Consider the following 16,570-nt stretch of genomic DNA (forward strand, 5'->3'; position numbering starts at 1 on the left):
CACCACGATCACCGACGGCGACGCCACGCGGACCACCCTGGTCGGCGGCGGCGACTTCAATGACGCGGGGCCCTGGACGGCGGGCGCGGGCTGGACCATCGCCGGCGGCGACGCCACCCACACCGCCGGCACCGCCGATGCGCTGACCCAGCCGGTCGCGCTCAGCGCCGGCGCGACCTACCGGCTCGCGATAGAGATCACCGGGCGCACCGCCGGCACGCTCACGCCGTCCTTCACCGGCGGCTCCCCGGTGAGCGCCACCGCGCTCGACGCCGACGGCACCCACTTCCTCGAACTGACCGCCGCCACCGGCAACGACACGCTCGAGCTGGCGGCGAGCAGCGACTTCGACGGTGCCGTGAGCCGCGTGGTGCTCTACCGCGAGACCGCCGCCTGCGCGCCGGCCGGGACCTGGGACTACGTCTTGGTCCCGCAAAACGTTGACAATGTCGCGGGCGATCCGACGCCCGCATTCTCTGCCACGATTTACTAAGGAGAGCCGCATGGCCGATGGTGGTGTTCCCACGACGGAANAGGCCTGCTGTCCACGAGCGCGCTTGCGAGCATTCTCGCGGCCGCTGGTGTCTTGGCCCCGGTCACGGTGACCGACGCGCTCGGCACCCGCGTCACCGCGCTCGAGGGGACGGTCATCGCCGGCGGCAGCCCGACGGCGGGCGGGCCGGTGGCGGTGGTCGCCACGGGCAACGTCACCCTGTCGGGCGAGCAGACCATCGACGGCGTCACGACCAGCGCCTCGCGGGTGCTGCTGGTGGGGCAGACGGACCCTGCCGAGAACGGGATCTGGGTGACGGCTTCCGGGGCCTGGACGCGCGCGACCGACATGGACGAGGGCGCGGAGGTGCAGCGGACCTACGTTTATGTCACCGGCGGCACCGTCGGGCGCGGGAGAACCTACTTCACCGGCTCCGAGGTCACGACCATCGGCACCGACGATATTGTGTTTACGGAGTTCCAGAACGGGAATTTCCTGCTGACCGAGCTCGACGCCAAGCTCGACGATGCAGACCTCCTTCAATCCGTCACCATCGCTGCCGGTGGCACGGTCGAGGGCATGGCGAATATCTTTGCGGCAGAGCCCGATATGCGGAACGGGGCCACGTGGGGCGACGTGTCCCAGGCTGACCGCTACGACATCGGCACGTTCCGGGCGGCGGAGAAGGGCAGCACCGGGTCGGAGCATGCCGTCTACACGGGCACCAGCGCGACCACCACCGACACCTGGTTCTTCGGGGCCTTCATCGTGTCGACCCCGGACGGTGTGTCCATGCCGTCCGCCACCGAGCCAGCACCCGGCACCCAGACCGAAGCAAGCGGCACCGGCTCGTTCTCCGCAATCAGCTTCGCCTCGACCGGGGATGGCGGCTACATCGACCTGTCCGACGATGCCCGGCTCTACTGGTGCTATGGCTACATTCCGGCGGGCAGCTCCGACCAGATCTGTCTGGGCCTTGCCAGCGTGAACGCCGGCACCCTGATGAGCTGGTTCGATCTGCGGCTGATGGCTGCCGAGCCGGATGCGTCGACCGTTACCGCACTGACGCAAGCGCTGGCCGGTGCATGGGCGGAAGGTGTGCGCTCGGCACCGCTGCTGACGCAGGCAAGCATCGACGAAACCGTCCTCCCGACCCCGATCACCATTGCGTCCGGTGGCACCCCGGATGGATACGACAACCAGCTGGCCGGTGAGCCGGAGATGCGCGCCGAGGCGACCTGGCAGACTGTCGAGCCTCGTTACCAGTCCCGCACCGGCGCGACACGGGCCGCCCGAAAGACCGCGACGTCTTCGGAGTACGCGATCTTCTCTGCCGATGCAGCCACCACGACCGACACCTGGTTCTTCTGCGCCTGCATCGTCGCGGTCCCGCCGGGTGTTGCCATGACGTCGGCGACGGTCCCCAACCCCGGCACGCAGACCGACGGCAGTGGCTTTGCCTTCATCTCGACCTCGTCCGGCGACAGCGGTTACGTCGATCTTGCGGAAGGCGTCCGGCTATTCTGGGCCTATAGCTACATTCCGTCCAACACGACCAACCAGATCTGCGTGGGTGTGACCGGCCTCAATGCGGGCTCCTTCATCGGCTCGTTCGATCTGCGCCTGATGGACGTCGAGCCGTCCAAGTCCACGATCACGGCGCTGACGCAAGCCGCTGCCGGCCGTTGGGCGAATGGTGTGAAGATGGCCGAGGTGCTTGGGGCGCAGGTGAAACGTCAGCCGACCGTGCGCGGCGCGCTCTCTGTGACCAGTGCGATCGCGGCGGTCATCCGCCCGTCGAAGCTGTTTGCCCGTCTGAACCCGCCGAAGGTCCACAAGCCGAGCGCTGGCACGATCTACGTCGCTGCCCCCGACGCGGCGTTCCTGCCCGCCGGCAGCGATGCCGATGGCGATGGGTCGCGCGAGGCACCCTACGCGACCTTGACGCAGGCGCTGTCCGTGGTGCCCTCTACGGGCGATTACCTGATCCTCTGCGATGGCTCGTTCGCCGAGGACAATGCGGGACGCTTCATCCTGAGCGGTGAGTTCGATCTGCCGGTGGTGTTCCGACCCTATGTGGAGGGTAGTGCGAGTATCACCAACGCATCGGGGACCAACGGTGTCATCAACGTGCGATCGGCAGCTGCTTCGAACATCCAGTTCGACGGGCTCACCATCCTGCCGTCGACCGATGGCTGCACGACGATCTGGGTCAACCCCTCGGCAGGCACGGCGCTCGCCAGCAACATCCTGTTCTTCAACTGTCGCCTCGTGCAGCGCGCTTACACCAGTGCCGCCCACCTGATCCGGTTCGAGGCGGACTATGCCGTGAAGGGCGTCGGCTTCGTGGGGTGCGCCCTCGTCGGCCTCTCTGGCGTCGGCTCCACCCCGCCGAACATCATTCTGACGCCGGCCAACACGGCGCAGGTGCACGAGCGCATCGGGTTCTGGGACTGCTGGACAGAGGGGGAGTGGGGCGCTTTCAGTTATCGCTTCACTGGGACGAAGGCGGTGACGGTGGTCGGGAACGACTTCAAGGCGGTTGTGAACCATGCGCTTCTGCTCGGCACTGACAGTTCGACCCTGAGCCCGCCTGCGATCTCCGATGCATTGGTGATCGACAACGACTTTCTGGCGCAGGGCAGCAACCCGCACGGCCTCGAGATCGGGGAGAACGTATCGGGCATCGCGGCGCTCAACCGCGTCACGTCGGGGTTGCAGGGGATCGTGGTCAAGGGCACCGACGATGTGGACATCATCGAGAACACGGTGCGCCTGGTTCCGACCGCTGCCAACGGCTCCGCGCTCTATCCCAAGGCGGCGACCAACACGCGGTGGGTCGGCAACGCGGTGATCATCGAGGACACCGGGCTTCTGGCCTATGGCTTCAACGAGGGGCCGGACGGCGCGAACCTCTCGGGCGACAACACGCTGAGCGATACCTACTTCGAGATCCACGGGGCGGCGTCTCAGGCGCTTCTTTGGAGCGGTGCCAGCGGCTCGACCGGCGGCGCCACAAGCGACGGCAACGAGTATGTGCTGGATGGGGCATCGCTGGGGGCCGTGCGTGGGGTTACCGTCACCGACCTCGCGGAGCTGCAGGCGGCGTGGGCGAGCGATGGCCTGACCGGCGACGACACGGCGAACGATGACACCAGCACCGTGAGCGCGTGGTGATCGTCGTGAAGCACCTGACAACCTGGCTGGGCGAGAACGTCTGGATGCTCGCCGCGGTGATCGGCGGACAGGTGTTCAAGCGCGACCGCGCCAACCTCGCGGACACTGAGGAAGTGTCGAGCGGTGGCGGGATCGGGACGTTCTGAGGGAAAGGTAGTTCAACGGGGCTTCAACAGCCGCTTCAACCGCCCAGCGCGAAAATCGCGTTGCTGTAAACTTCGCTGTAATTCACTGCAAACTTCGCTGTCACGCTACAAACGCTACAACGGTCGCAGGTGGGGCGAGGTCATGGGAAACCGTGGGACCCGTGTATGGGAAATCATGGGCGATGGTGGCGGCAGCTTGCGGAACCGGCGGAACTTGCATTTTGGCGTTCAGATTCGGATGGATTCGTCGTCTGTGAGCGCTCGAATCCCGAAGCGGCCGATGACGCCTGAAAGCGTCACTCAGGCAAGAGAAAAAAGTTGGGATTTCGTGGGCCGTGACTTCTTCACGACAGCGTTACCATATCTTGTTGTGAAGGGGTTCCGTATCCCCACATATTCGTGACCTTTCGCAATGAGCTTCTCTAGATGTTGTTTCTCGGGCGGCCTGTGGACAAAATTTGGTAGGTGGGTGGTGAAAAAACCCGTTGCCTCCCATGAATTCCCGTGACATACCTTTAACCACGATGAAGGACGGGTTAGAGGGTTAACAAAGCCCCGCAACTATCCAGAATAAAACATAAAAGAGCAGGTTCATACAGGCGCCCGCCCTTCATCGTGAAACAGAGAGATCCGGCGCGCGAGCGAGCAGAACATCCCCCCAGGTGGCGCGTGCAGTCGGACTAGCCCGGACATCGGGTCAAGGCGGCGGGTTGATCGGTGGCAGCAGATCAACCCGCCGTATTTCGTTCAGGGGGCGCAGGTAGGTGCAGTGAGCCGCAGGCTGAGGTTCAGAGGCGAAAGTCGGCACAAGGTCGACACAAAGGGCAGGGTGTCCATTCCTGCCAGCTTTCGCCGTGTCCTCGAAGCGGGCGACCCCGACTGGGTCGATGGGCTCAACCCCAACTTCGTGATCGTCTACGGCGACCAGCGCCGCAAGTATCTCGAGTGCTACACCATCCAGGAAATCGAGGACGTCGAGGACCGCATCAGCCGGATGAAGCGCGGCTCGAAGAAGCGCCGCATCCTCGAGCGGCTGTTCTCGACCCTGTCGATCACCACCAGCGTCGACGAAACGGGCCGCATCGTGCTGCCCGCCAAGCTGCGCGAGAAGATCGGCATCAGCAACGAGGCGCAGTTCACCGGCAACGTCGACACCTTCCAGATCTGGGAGCCCGGTGCCTACGAGGCCGACGTGGCCGAGGTCGAGGACGATCTCGAGGACTTCGACGCCGAGGACCCGCTGATGCTGCTCGACGAGAATGACGAGGAAGAGGAGGTCTGACATGGCGCCTGCGGCGGACGACAAGAACACCGCGCCGCATGTCCCGGTTCTCCTGCGACCGCTGCTGGAGGCGGTCGCGCCGGTCTCGGGAACCTGGATCGACGGCACCTTCGGGGCAGGGGGCTACGCCCGTGGCCTGCTCGAGGCCGGCGCCGACAAGGTGATCGGCATCGACCGTGATCCGCTGGCGCACGAGATGGCCGAGCCCTGGCGCGGGCAATACGGCGACCGGCTCGAGCTGGTGGTCGGCAACTTCGCAGACATGGACGAGGTGGCCCCGGAGGTCGATGGCGTGGTGCTCGACCTCGGCGTCAGTTCCATGCAGCTCGACCGCGCCGAGCGCGGCTTCTCGTTCCAGAAGGACGGCCCCCTCGACATGCGCATGGCGCAGTCGGGCGAGAGCGCCGCGGAACTGGTGAACCGGCTCGACGAAACGACGCTGGCCGACGTGCTCTATACTTATGGCGAAGAGCGCGCCTCGCGCCGGATCGCGCGGGCCATCGTCAAGGCGCGCGAGGAGCAGCCCATCGAGACCACCGCGCGGCTGTCGTCGATCGTCGAGTCCTGCCTGCCGCGCCCGAAGCCGGGGCAGAGCCATCCGGCCACCCGCAGCTTCCAGGCGCTGCGCATCGCCGTGAACGACGAGTACGGCGCGCTCTGGCGCGGGCTCATGGCGGCGGAGCGGGTGCTGAAGCCGGGCGGCTGGCTCTGTGTCGTGACCTTCCACTCGGTCGAGGACCGCATGGTCAAGCGCTTCCTGCAATCACGCTCGGGGCGTCTCAACGCGGTCAGCCGGCACGCGCCGGTGGTCGAGACCGAGGCGCCGCAATTCGAGACCGTCACCCGCAAGGCCGTTGGTCCCGACGCCGACGAGCTCGCGGCCAACCCGCGGGCCCGCTCGGCGCGGCTGCGGATCGGGCGGCGCACCGACGCGGCTCCGGGCGATGTCGGGGCCGACACTCTCAACATGCCTCAGCTCAAGGGGAAACGCTGATGCGGACGTTGCTCTACGTGACCACATTCCTCGGCCTCATCGGGCTTGCCTTCTGGGCCTACCGGGAGAACTACGAGACCCAGGCGGCGCTTGACCATGTCGAGACCCTGCAGGGCGATATCGGCGCGGCACGGGCGCGGCTGGCGGTGCTCAAGGCGGAATGGGCCTATCTCAACCGCCCCGACCGGCTGCGCGAGCTGGCCGAGATCAACTTCGACCGCCTCGAGCTGATGCCGATGCGCCCCGCGCAGTTCGGGCGCGTCGACCAGGTGGCCTATCCGATCATCCAGCCGCTGGTGGTGTCCGGGCCGATCGACGTGAGCAGCGCGGGGGCGGGCCAATGACACGCACGCCGCTTCGTCCGCTCGCGCGCATCCTCGAAGCCCGGCAGAGGGGCGAGAACCCCGATGCCATCGAACGCGAGAATATCCGCATCCGCCACGAGCAGATGCGGGACAAGGCCCGCGTGCGCGCCGAGGGCCGCCTGCTGGTGCTTGGGGTGCTGTTCTTCCTTGCCTTCGGGACCATCGGTGCGCGCATGGGGCTGCTTGCCGCCTCGGAACCAAGCGAGCCGCGGGCGCGGGCGAGCGGCGCCTCGATCCTTGCAAGCCGGGCGGACATCACCGACCGGCGCGGCCGGGTGCTGGCGACCAACATGGAGACCCATTCGCTCTACGCGCATCCGCAGCAGATGATCGAACCGATCCGCGCGGCCGACGAGCTGATGAAGATCTTCCCCGACCTCGACCGCGAGCGGATGGTCAAGGATTTCACCGACCCCAAGCGCAAGTTCCTGTGGGTGAAGAAGAAGATCTCGCCCGAGCAGATGCAGGCGGTGCATGACATCGGCGAGCCCGGGCTGCTGTTCGGCCCGCGCGAGATGCGGCTTTACCCGAACGGAGCGCTGGCCGCGCATGTGCTGGGCGGCGCGAGCTTCGGGCGCGAGGGTGTCGCCTCGGCCGAGGTGATCGGCACCGCCGGTCTCGAGAAGTATTTCGACAAGGAACTGCGCGATCCCGCCCGCGAGGGCGCGCCGCTGGAGCTGTCGATCGACCTCACCGTGCAGGCGGCGACCGAGCGGGTGCTCGACGCCGGCATGCGGCTGCTGAACGCCAAGGGTGCGGCAAGCGTGCTCATGGACGTGCACACCGGCGAGGTCATCGCCATCGCCTCGCTGCCCGATTTCGACCCGAACGACCGCCCGCGCGCGCCGATCAGCGGATCGCCCTCGGACAGCCCGCTGTTCAACCGCGCGGTGCAGGGCGTCTACGAGCTGGGCTCGACCTTCAAGATCTTCGCCGCCGCGCAGGCGATGGAGATGGGCCTCGTCACCCCCGACACGATGATCGACACGCGTCCGCCGTTCAAGGTCGGCGGTCACCGGATTGGCGAATTCGAGGGCCACAACTACGGCGAGATCCCCGTCGAGGAAATCATCATCAAGAGCTCCAACCGGGGCACCGGCAAGCTGGCGCTGGCCATCGGCATCGAGCGGCAGCAGGAGTTCCTCAAGAGCCTCGGGTTCTTCGAGCCGACGAAGCTCGAGATCGTCGAGGCCGCGGGCGGCCAGCCGCTGCTGCCGTCGCGCTGGACCGACCTGTCCTCGGTCACGATCTCCTACGGGCACGGGCTGTCGTCCTCGCCGCTGCATCTCGCGGCGGCCTATTCGACCATCGCCAACGGCGGCCGGCAGGTCACCCCGACGCTGCTCAAGCGGAACGGGCCGCAGCTTGGGCCGCGCATCCTGTCGGAAGAGGTCTCCTCCGAGGCGCGGACGATGCTGCGCAAGGTGGTGAGCGAGGGCACCGCGAGCTTCGGCGAGGTGCCGGGCTACAACGTGGGCGGCAAGACCGGCACCGCCGACAAGCCCAAGGAGAACGGCGGCGGCTACTACAAGGACAAGGTCATCGCGACCTTCGCCTCGATGTTCCCGGCGGAAGATCCGAAATACGTGCTGATCGTGACGCTCGACGAGCCGGTCGAGACCGCAGGCGACCGGCCGCGCCGCACCGCCGGCTGGACCGCCGTGCCGGTGGCCGCCGAGATGATCGGCAGGATCGCGCCGCTTCTGGGCTTGCGTCCCCAGTACGATGTAAGCGACATGGCAGGCGTGACGCTGGTCCGGCAGTGATGGCCCGCGGGCCCGCCTGCCGGCCGGCGCGAATGACAAGAATGAAAGGACCGGCGCTGTCATGGACGAGGACACCAAAAGCCTTTCGGATCTTGGCCTGACGGCGCGCGGCGGCCGAGAGGCGTGGATCTCGGGCATATCCGTGGACAGCCGGGCGGTGATGCCCGGCCATCTCTTCGCGGCGCTTCCGGGCACCAAGGTGCATGGCGCGCATTTCATCGAGACCGCGCTCGCGCAGGGGGCCGTGGCGGTGCTGACCGACGCCGAGGGCGCCCAGCTCGCCGGCAAGGCGCTGGCCGAGAGCGACGTCGCACTGGTGATCGCCGCCGAGCCGCGGCAGGCGCTGGCCTACGCCTGCGCGCTCTTCTTCGGCGCGCAGCCCGCCACGATGATCGCGGTCACCGGCACCAACGGCAAGACCAGCGTGGCGAGCTTCGTGCGGCGGATCTGGCAGGAGCTTGGCCTGCGCGCGGTAAACCTCGGCACCACCGGGGTCGAGGGTGACTGGCAGGCGCCGCTGCGCCACACGACGCCCGATCCGATCACGCTTCACAAGGCGCTGGCCGAGGCCGCCGAGGCAGGCGTGACCCATGCCGCCATGGAGGCCTCGAGCCACGGGCTCGACCAGCGGCGGCTCGACGGGGTGCAGCTGGTGGCTGCGGGCTTCACCAACTTCACGCAGGACCACCTCGACTACCACGCCGACTTCGAGGAATATTTCTCGGCCAAGGCCGGGCTCTTCGCCCGCGTGCTGCCCGAAGAGGGCACCGCGGTCATCAACATCGACGATGCGCGCGGCATCGACATGCTGGCCATCGCCCGGGCGCGCGGGCAGGAGGTGCTGACGGTGGGCGAGAGCGAGGGCGCCGACCTGCGGCTGCTCGGCCAGCGCTTCGACGCGACCGGGCAGGAACTCCGGCTCAGCTGGCACGGCGTGGTCGAACAGCTTCGCCTGAACCTCATCGGGGATTTCCAGGGCTGGAACGCACTTCTCGCGGCGGGTCTGGTGATCTCCTGCGGCGCCGAGGCCGAGGACGTCTTCCGCGCCCTGCCGCGCCTCGACACGGTGCGCGGCCGGATGCAGCTTGCGGCGACGCGCGAAAGCGGTGCCGGGGTCTACGTCGATTTCGCCCATACCCCCGACGCGATCTCGACCGCCATCGAGGCGCTGCGCCCGCACGTCATGGGCCGCCTGATCGCGGTCATCGGCGCCGGTGGCGACCGCGACCCGGGCAAGCGCCCGCTGATGGGCCGTGCCGCCGCCGAACATGCCGACGTGGTGATCGTCACCGACGACAACCCGCGCTCGGAAGAGCCGGGCGCGATCCGTGCGCAGGTGCTCGAAGGCGCCCCCGACGCGATCGAGGTCGGCGACCGCGCCGAGGCAATCCTGCGCGGCGTCGACATGCTCGGACCCGGTGACGCGCTGCTGCTCTGCGGCAAGGGCCACGAGACCGGCCAGATCGTCGGCGACACGGTCTACCCCTTCGACGACGTGGAACAGGCAAGCGTTGCCGTGGCCGCGCTGGACGGGAGGGGCCTGTGACCCTCTGGACGGCGAAGGACGCGGCGGCCGCCACCGGCGGGCGCATCGCGGGCAACTGGGACGCGAACGGCGTCTCCATCGACACCCGCACCATCGCGCCGGGCGACCTCTTCGTCGCCCTCAAGGCGGCGCGGGACGGCCACGACTTCGTGGCGCAGGCGCTCGCGAACGGCGCTGCGGCGGCGCTGGTGAGCCGGGTGCCCGAGGGCGTGGACCCGGCGCGGCTGCTGGTCGTGGACGACGTGCAGGCGGGGCTCGAGCGGCTGGGCGAGGCGGCCCGGGCGCGCACCCGCGCGCAGGTCGTCGGGGTGACGGGCTCGGTCGGCAAGACCTCGACCAAGGAGATGCTGCGCACCGTGCTCGGCGCGCAGGGCACGGTTCACGCCGCCGAAAAGAGCTACAACAACCACTGGGGCGTGCCGCTGACGCTGGCGCGGATGCCGGCGGACGTGGATTTCGCGGTCATCGAGATCGGCATGAACCACCCCGGCGAGATCGCGCCGCTGTCGCGCATGGCGCGCCCGCACGTGGCCATGGTCACCATCGTCGCGCCGGCGCATCTTGCCGCCTTCGACAGCATCGAGGGCATCGCCCGCGAGAAGGGCGCCATCTTCGAAGGGCTCGAGCCCGGCGGGACGGCGGTGATCAACGGCGACCTCGACGTGTCGCCGATCCTCGCCGAGATGGCGGCGGCCCACGCCGCGCAGGTCATCGACTTCGGTGAGGCGGCGGGCACCCACCACCGCCTGACCGAGGTCACGGTGGGCGACACCTGCACGGTGGCGCAGGGCCGGGCCTGGCGCACGCCGATTCTCTTCAAGGTGGCGGTGCCGGGGCGGCATTTCGCGTTGAACGGGCTGGGCGTCCTGGCCGTGGCGCATGCACTCGGGCTCGACCGGGCGCTGGCCATCGCGGCGCTCGGGCGCTGGCATCCGGGTGCCGGTCGGGGGCAGCGCGAGGTGATCCTGCTCGACCCGGTCGAGACGCACCTGTCGCTCGAGCTGATCGACGACGCCTACAACGCCAACCCCGCCTCGCTGGGGGCCTCGCTCGAGGTGCTGGCCGGCGCGCGTCCGCGCGACGGGCTGGGGCGCGTCGCCCACGGGCGGCGGATCTGCTACATCGGCGACATGAAGGAGCTCGGCCGCGAGGAGATCGCGCTGCACCGTGCGCTGGCGGATCACCCCTCGATGCGCGACATCGACGTGGTGCATTGCGTCGGCCCGCTGATGCGCGAGCTCTGGCGTGCGCTGCCGCAGGAGAAGCGCGGCCACTGGACCGAGAGCAGCGACAAGATGGCCGCTCGGGTGCGCCATGACCTCGACGCCGGCGATGTCGTGCTGGTCAAGGGCTCGCTCTCGATGGCGCTGGCGCGCGTGGTTGACGCTATCCGCCGGATGGGCGTATCCCCCGCGGGCGGCAACGGGTGAGAAGGACGACACGATGCTCTACTGGCTGACCGAACTCAGCGATGGCGGCGACGTCTTCAACCTCTTCCGCTACATCACCTTCCGCGCCGGCGGCGCCTTCCTGACGGCGCTGGTCTTCGGCTTCCTCTTCGGGTTGCCGCTGATCAACGTACTGCGCAAGCGGCAGGGCAAGGGCCAGCCGATCCGCAACGACGGCCCCGAGGGCCACATCATGAAGGCCGGTACGCCCACCATGGGCGGGCTGCTCATCGTCGGCGCGCTGCTGACCTCGACGCTGCTCTGGGCAAGGCTCGACAACCCCTTCGTGTGGATGGTGCTCTTCGTCACCATGGGCTACGCCGCGATCGGCTTCGCCGACGACTACGCCAAGGTTTCGAAGCAGAACACCGCGGGCGTGTCGGGCAGGGTGCGGCTGCTGCTGGGCTTCCTCATCGCGGGCATCGCAGGCACCTGGGCGGCCTGGTTCCACCCGGCAGAGTTGACCGGGCAGCTGGCGTTCCCGGTCTTCAAGGACCTGCTGCTGAACCTCGGGATCTTCTTCGTGCCCTTCTCGATGATCGTGATCGTGGGGGCGGCGAACGCGGTGAACCTCACCGACGGGCTCGACGGGCTGGCCATCATGCCGGTGATGATCGCCGGCGGCACGCTCGGCATCATCGCCTACGCCGTGGGCCGCACCGACTTCACCGACTATCTCGACGTGCACTACGTCCCCGGCACCGGCGAGATCCTGATCTTCTCCGCCGCTCTGATCGGCGGCGGCCTCGGCTTCCTGTGGTACAATGCGCCGCCCGCGGCGGTCTTCATGGGCGACACCGGCAGTCTCGCGCTCGGCGGCGCGCTGGGAGCCATCGCGGTGGCGACCAAGCACGAGATCGTGCTGGCCATCGTCGGCGGCCTCTTCGTGGTCGAGGCGCTCTCGGTGATCATCCAGGTGCTCTACTTCAAGCGCACCGGCAAGCGGGTGTTCCTGATGGCGCCGATCCACCACCACTACGAGAAGAAGGGCTGGGCCGAGCCGCAGATCGTGATCCGCTTCTGGATCATCGCCCTGATCCTCGCGCTGATCGGCCTCGCCACCCTCAAGCTGCGCTGACCGAGCGGCGCGCGGCTCCCGCCGCGCACAGGTCAAGTCGCCGGACGCGGCCCGGCTCCACCGCCGTGGCCGGCCTGACGCCCAAGTCGGGTCGGAAGCGCATCTGGTCGCGTCCGGCCTGCCTCCGGCGGGGAATATTTCCGGCCAGAAGAAACACGCGCCCGTCTTCTTCTCTTTCCAAATACCTTCGGGGGTGAATGGGCGCGGCACGCGCCCAGAGGGGGCTGGCCCCCAGGGCGTTGATGCCGCCTGTGCCACGCACTGGTCATGGCGCGGTGCTTGCGGTAGCGCTTCGTAAATGCGGCACGAACGAGCGAGGGCAGGGCAGATGATTCCGGTTACAGGTTTCGAAGGACAGACGGTGGCGGTGCTCGGGCTCGGGCGATCCGGCCTTTCAGCTTCGAGGGCGCTGCGCGAGGGCGGTGCCGAGCCGCTGTGTTGGGACGACAGCCCCGAGGCGCGGGCGCGGGCCGAGGCGGAGGGGTTCGCCGTCAGGGATCTCGCCCGCGCGGGCGGTTTCGAGGGCGTACGCTGGCTGGTGGTCTCGCCCGGCATCCCGCATCTCTACCCGGCGCCCAACCCGGTGATCGCCGCCGCCTGGGAGGCGGGCGTACCCGTCGACAACGACATCGGCCTGTTCTTCCGCTCCTTCGGCAGCGGCGACTGGGCGATGTTCGACCAGCCGCCGAAGGTCATCGCCGTCACCGGTTCGAACGGCAAGTCGACGACCTCGGCGCTGATCCATCACATCCTGCAGAGCGCCGGGCGAGACTGTCAGCTTGCCGGCAACATCGGGCGCGGAGTGCTGGATATCGACCCGCCTGCCGACGGCGGCGCCGTGGTCCTGGAGCTGTCGAGCTACCAGACGGACCTGGCGCGGGCGCTGACGCCGGACGTCGCGGTCTTTACCAACCTCTCGCCCGACCATCTCGACCGTCACGGCGGGATGGGCGGCTATTTCGCAGCCAAGCGTCGTCTCTTCGCCGAGGGTGGTCCCGACCGCTGTATCGTCGGCGTCGACGAGCCCGAGGGGCGATACCTCGTCAACCAACTCTCCGAAGCGCCGGAGGATGACCGGGTCATCCGCGTCTCGTCCGGTCGAAAGCTGAGCGGGCCGGGCTGGGACATCTTCGCGCGCAAGGGGTTTCTGACCGAGTGGCGCAAGGGCCGGCAGATGGCCTCGATCGACCTGCGCGAGGTGCGCGGCCTGCCCGGGGCGCACAATCACCAGAACGCCTGTGCGGCCTATGCCGCGGCCCGGGCGCTCGGCATCGCGCCGCGGGTGATCGAGCGGGCGTTGCACAGTTTCGAGGGGTTGCCGCACCGCAGCCAGATCGTCGCCGAGGCTGGTGGCATCACCTACGTCAACGACAGCAAGGCCACCAACGTCGACGCCGCCCTGAAGGCGCTGCAGGCCTTCCCGCGCATCCGCTGGGTCTGTGGCGGCCTGATGAAGGAGGGCGGGCTCAAGGCGCTGGCGCCGGGCTTCGCCAATGTCGCCAAGGCCTATGTCATCGGCCGCGAGGCCGCGGGCTTCGCTCTGGGCCTCGCCGATCTCGAGGCCGAGGTCTGCACCGACATGGGCACCGCCGTCCGCCGCGCCATGTCCGAGGCGCAGCCCGGCGAGGTCGTGCTGCTGGCGCCGGCCGCGGCGAGCTTCGATCAATACGACAATTTCGAGAAACGCGGCGAGGATTTCGCCGCGCATGTCCGTACGGCGCTCGGGCTTCAGACGGGCCTCTAGCCCGTCGCGGCGCGCGGGCCCGGATCAAGGCGCGAGCAGCGCAGCGGCACGAGACACGCCTTGTAGAGCGCCTCGGGGTGGACCACGCCAAGTTGCGCCGGCACCTCCGGCAGCTCGAGGATCTGCGCGATGGCCAGCCGGTGCATGCCACCGCTGGCGCGCAGCGGCAGCCCGTCGCGGTCGATGTGGACGAGAATCCCGCCGTGCTCGCCACGGAAATAGTCGGGAAGGTCCGCCTGCGGAAGCAGGCGGCCGCGCCGGCGGGTTTCTTCGTAGACCCGGTCGAGCGTCTGGTAGCGGTTCAGCAGATCCTCGCGGCTGCCGCAGTCGTCAGGCCGCTCACCTCGGGCGATCTGCCGCATCAGCCGTTCGAAGATGGGCGTCTCCTCCCAGTCAGCGCCCTCGAGATAGCGCATCCGGCAGCTGATCGACTTGACGTTCTCGGCGTAGGGTGTGCGGCACAGATCCCAGTCGCCGCCGACGACCATGCCGCTGTGCTGCCGCCGCAGCGGCTTGCCGCCGGCATGGCGATCGTAGGAGTCCCGGATCAGAAGCGGGTCGACGAAGATCAGCTCGTCCGAGCGCGGCGCCTCGGGCCCGTATTGCAGGCGATTCCATAGGTCCCGCACGGCCTTGCGCGGCACCTGCGCCTTGATCCCGCGCAGCCAGTTGGCCGGATGCAGCGTCGGCGTGTCCGTGAGCGCCATGTCCTACCGTCTCCAAATTCGATCTTAACGAAAATGTAACGGCTGGGTGACGAAATCAAGACATCCCGCTGCGTTCGCGCAGGGCGGTGCCGCAGGCCGCGCCAGACGACCATGCCCATTGGAAGTTGTAACCTCCGAGCCATCCGGTCACGTCGACCGCCTCGCCGATGGCGAAAAGCCCCGGGCAGTCCCGCGCTTCCATGGTCTTCGACGACAGCGCGTCGGTGGCGATACCGCCCAGCGTGACCTCGGCGGTGCGCCAGCCCTCGGTGCCCTGCGGCGTGAGCTCCCAGCTCGCAAGGCGGCTCGCCAGTTCGGCGATGGCCTTGTCCGAAAGCGCGCCGACCGGGGTGGCCAGCGGCGCGCCGGAAAGCGCATCTAGCCCGCCCACCAGCCGTGCGGGCAGCAGCTGGCCCAGCACCGTTCCGACGCTCTTGCGGCCCGAGGTCTCGCGGGCGGCTTTCAGGTGGCCCGCGAGATCCGCGCCGGGCAGCAGGTCCAGCCGAATGGCCTCGCCCGGCGCCCAGTAGCTCGACAGTTGCAGGATCGCGGGCCCCGACAGGCCGCGATGGGTGAAGAGCATCGCCTCGTCGAAGCCGGCGCGGTCGTTGCTGGCGCGCACCGGCAGCGAGAGCCCCGAGAGATCGGAGAAGCGTCCGTCCGGAAAGGTGAAAGGCACGAGACCGGCCCGGGGCGACACGATTTCGAGCCCGAAGCGCGCGGCGATGTCGTAGGCAAGCCCGGTCGCCCCCATCTTCGGGATCGACTTGCCACCGGTGGCCAGCACGAGATTGCGCGCACGCACCTCGCGGGTCTCGCCCTCACGCTCCACCCGCGCCACGAAACCGGTGCCGTCATGGCGCAGATCGGCCAGCGAGCTGCGCAGCCAGAGCTCGGCTCCCGCCGCGTCCATCTCGCGCAGCAGCATGGCGACGATCTGCGTCGCCTTGCCGTCGCAGAACAGCTGTCCCAGCGTCTTCTCGTGCCAGGCGATGCCGTGGCGCGAGACCAGCTCGATGAAATCCCACTGCGTGTAGCGCGCCAGCGCCGATTTGCAGAAATGCGGGTTGCCGGACAGGAACCGCGCCGGCTCGACGCCGAGATTGGTGAAGTTGCAGCGCCCGCCGCCCGAGATGCGGATCTTCTCGCCCGGCGCGCGCGCGTGATCGATCACCAGCGTGCCGGAACCGGCGTGGGCGGCGCACATCAGGCCGGCGGCGCCGGCACCAAGGATCAGCGTCTCGATCTGCATGGCGGCTCTGGACCACGAAGCCCCGCTTCGCGCAACCCCGCATCTTCTCCGGTTTCACAAATACCCTCGGGGGTGAGGCCGCAGGCCGAGGGGGCAGAGCCCCCTCTGTCACGGCCGCCCGGGGCGCGCGCGGCGGCTCAGGGCTTGCGGCGCTTCGGCGGCTGCATGCCACCCGCCTTGGGCTTGCCGCTGGCGCGGGCCGGGCGCGGCTTGGCGCTCTTGCCCGGAGGCGTGAACCGCTCCGAGGTGTTGGAGGCGTTGCCGCGCGGGGCAGGCTTGCCCGCGGGCTTGCGGTCCGGGGCGCTGCCCTTGCCGCCGCGTGCCTCGCCTCCGGGCTTGCCGAAGCCGCCGGGCTTGCCGGGCCGGTCCTCGCCGTCGCGCTTGCCCTTGCCGGCGGGTTTGCCACCCGCGAACTTGCCGGAGGGTTTCGCGCCGAACTTGCCGCCGGGCTTGCCGGGCCGGTCCTCGCCATCGCGCTTGCCCTTGCCGGCGGGTTTGCCGCCCGGCTTCGGGCCGCGGTGGGCCGGGCCCTTGCCGAACTTCTCAGGCGCGTCGCCGCGCGGACGGGGCCG

The 16,570-nt window shown here is 68.7% G+C and carries 11 protein-coding genes and 2 pseudogenes; 10 read left to right on the top strand and 3 right to left on the bottom strand.

Features of this window, described 5'->3' with window-relative positions; translation table 11 throughout:
* The 10 genes and pseudogenes from D6860_RS25340 to murD form a co-directional block, all read left to right on the top strand.
* Window positions 1-493: pseudogene (locus tag D6860_RS25340) on the top strand (phage tail protein); the annotation flags it as partial.
* Window positions 494-3,675: 3,182 nt separating this feature from the next.
* Window positions 3,676-3,816, top strand: coding sequence for a hypothetical protein (locus tag D6860_RS25345; protein WP_157895894.1), 141 nt, complete (start codon window positions 3,676-3,678; stop codon window positions 3,814-3,816).
* Between the two features lie 769 nt (window positions 3,817-4,585).
* A complete protein-coding gene (mraZ, locus tag D6860_RS17640) occupies window positions 4,586-5,098 on the top strand; it encodes a division/cell wall cluster transcriptional repressor MraZ (protein ID WP_128549297.1) in 513 nt (170 codons plus the stop codon).
* Between the two features lies 1 nt (window position 5,099).
* Window positions 5,100-6,092, top strand: coding sequence for a 16S rRNA (cytosine(1402)-N(4))-methyltransferase RsmH (gene rsmH / locus D6860_RS17645; protein WP_076625196.1), 993 nt, complete (start codon window positions 5,100-5,102; stop codon window positions 6,090-6,092).
* A complete protein-coding gene (locus tag D6860_RS17650; RefSeq protein WP_083697912.1) occupies window positions 6,092-6,436 on the top strand; it encodes a cell division protein FtsL in 345 nt (114 codons plus the stop codon). Before rsmH ends, D6860_RS17650 begins: the two co-directional genes overlap by 1 nt.
* A complete protein-coding gene (locus tag D6860_RS17655) occupies window positions 6,433-8,223 on the top strand; it encodes a peptidoglycan D,D-transpeptidase FtsI family protein (protein WP_076625194.1) in 1,791 nt (596 codons plus the stop codon). Before D6860_RS17650 ends, D6860_RS17655 begins: the two co-directional genes overlap by 4 nt.
* 61 nt (window positions 8,224-8,284) lie before the next feature.
* A complete protein-coding gene (locus tag D6860_RS17660; protein ID WP_076625193.1) occupies window positions 8,285-9,769 on the top strand; it encodes a UDP-N-acetylmuramoyl-L-alanyl-D-glutamate--2,6-diaminopimelate ligase in 1,485 nt (494 codons plus the stop codon).
* Entirely contained in the window at window positions 9,766-11,199 is a 1,434-nt protein-coding gene (gene murF, locus D6860_RS17665; protein WP_076625192.1) for a UDP-N-acetylmuramoyl-tripeptide--D-alanyl-D-alanine ligase, read from the top strand. The genes D6860_RS17660 and murF overlap by 4 nt, the downstream gene beginning before the upstream one ends.
* Window positions 11,200-11,212: 13 nt before the next feature.
* A complete protein-coding gene (mraY, locus tag D6860_RS17670; protein ID WP_076625191.1) occupies window positions 11,213-12,295 on the top strand; it encodes a phospho-N-acetylmuramoyl-pentapeptide-transferase in 1,083 nt (360 codons plus the stop codon).
* A gap of 328 nt (window positions 12,296-12,623) precedes the next feature.
* Complete coding sequence (gene murD / locus D6860_RS17675; RefSeq protein WP_076625190.1) at window positions 12,624-14,039, top strand: UDP-N-acetylmuramoyl-L-alanine--D-glutamate ligase; 1,416 nt, start codon at window positions 12,624-12,626, stop codon at window positions 14,037-14,039.
* On the opposite strand, the gene D6860_RS17680 is transcribed toward murD, so the two are convergent.
* The 3 genes and pseudogenes from D6860_RS17680 to D6860_RS25350 all read right to left on the bottom strand — a co-directional run.
* Window positions 14,036-14,746 carry a hypothetical protein gene (locus D6860_RS17680; RefSeq protein ID WP_076625189.1) on the bottom strand — a complete coding sequence of 237 codons (711 nt, stop codon included), beginning with the start codon at window positions 14,744-14,746 and terminating at the stop codon, window positions 14,036-14,038. The two genes, murD and D6860_RS17680, sit on opposite strands and share 4 nt — an antisense overlap.
* A gap of 55 nt (window positions 14,747-14,801) precedes the next feature.
* Window positions 14,802-15,998, bottom strand: coding sequence for a BaiN/RdsA family NAD(P)/FAD-dependent oxidoreductase (locus D6860_RS17685; protein ID WP_076625188.1), 1,197 nt, complete (start codon window positions 15,996-15,998; stop codon window positions 14,802-14,804).
* 137 nt (window positions 15,999-16,135) lie between these two features.
* A pseudogene (locus tag D6860_RS25350) lies at window positions 16,136-16,570 on the bottom strand (ATP-dependent RNA helicase); the annotation flags it as partial.

The sequence above is a fragment of the Salipiger sp. D13 genome, assembly GCF_003703915.1.
Lineage (GTDB): Bacteria > Pseudomonadota > Alphaproteobacteria > Rhodobacterales > Rhodobacteraceae > Salipiger > Salipiger profundus.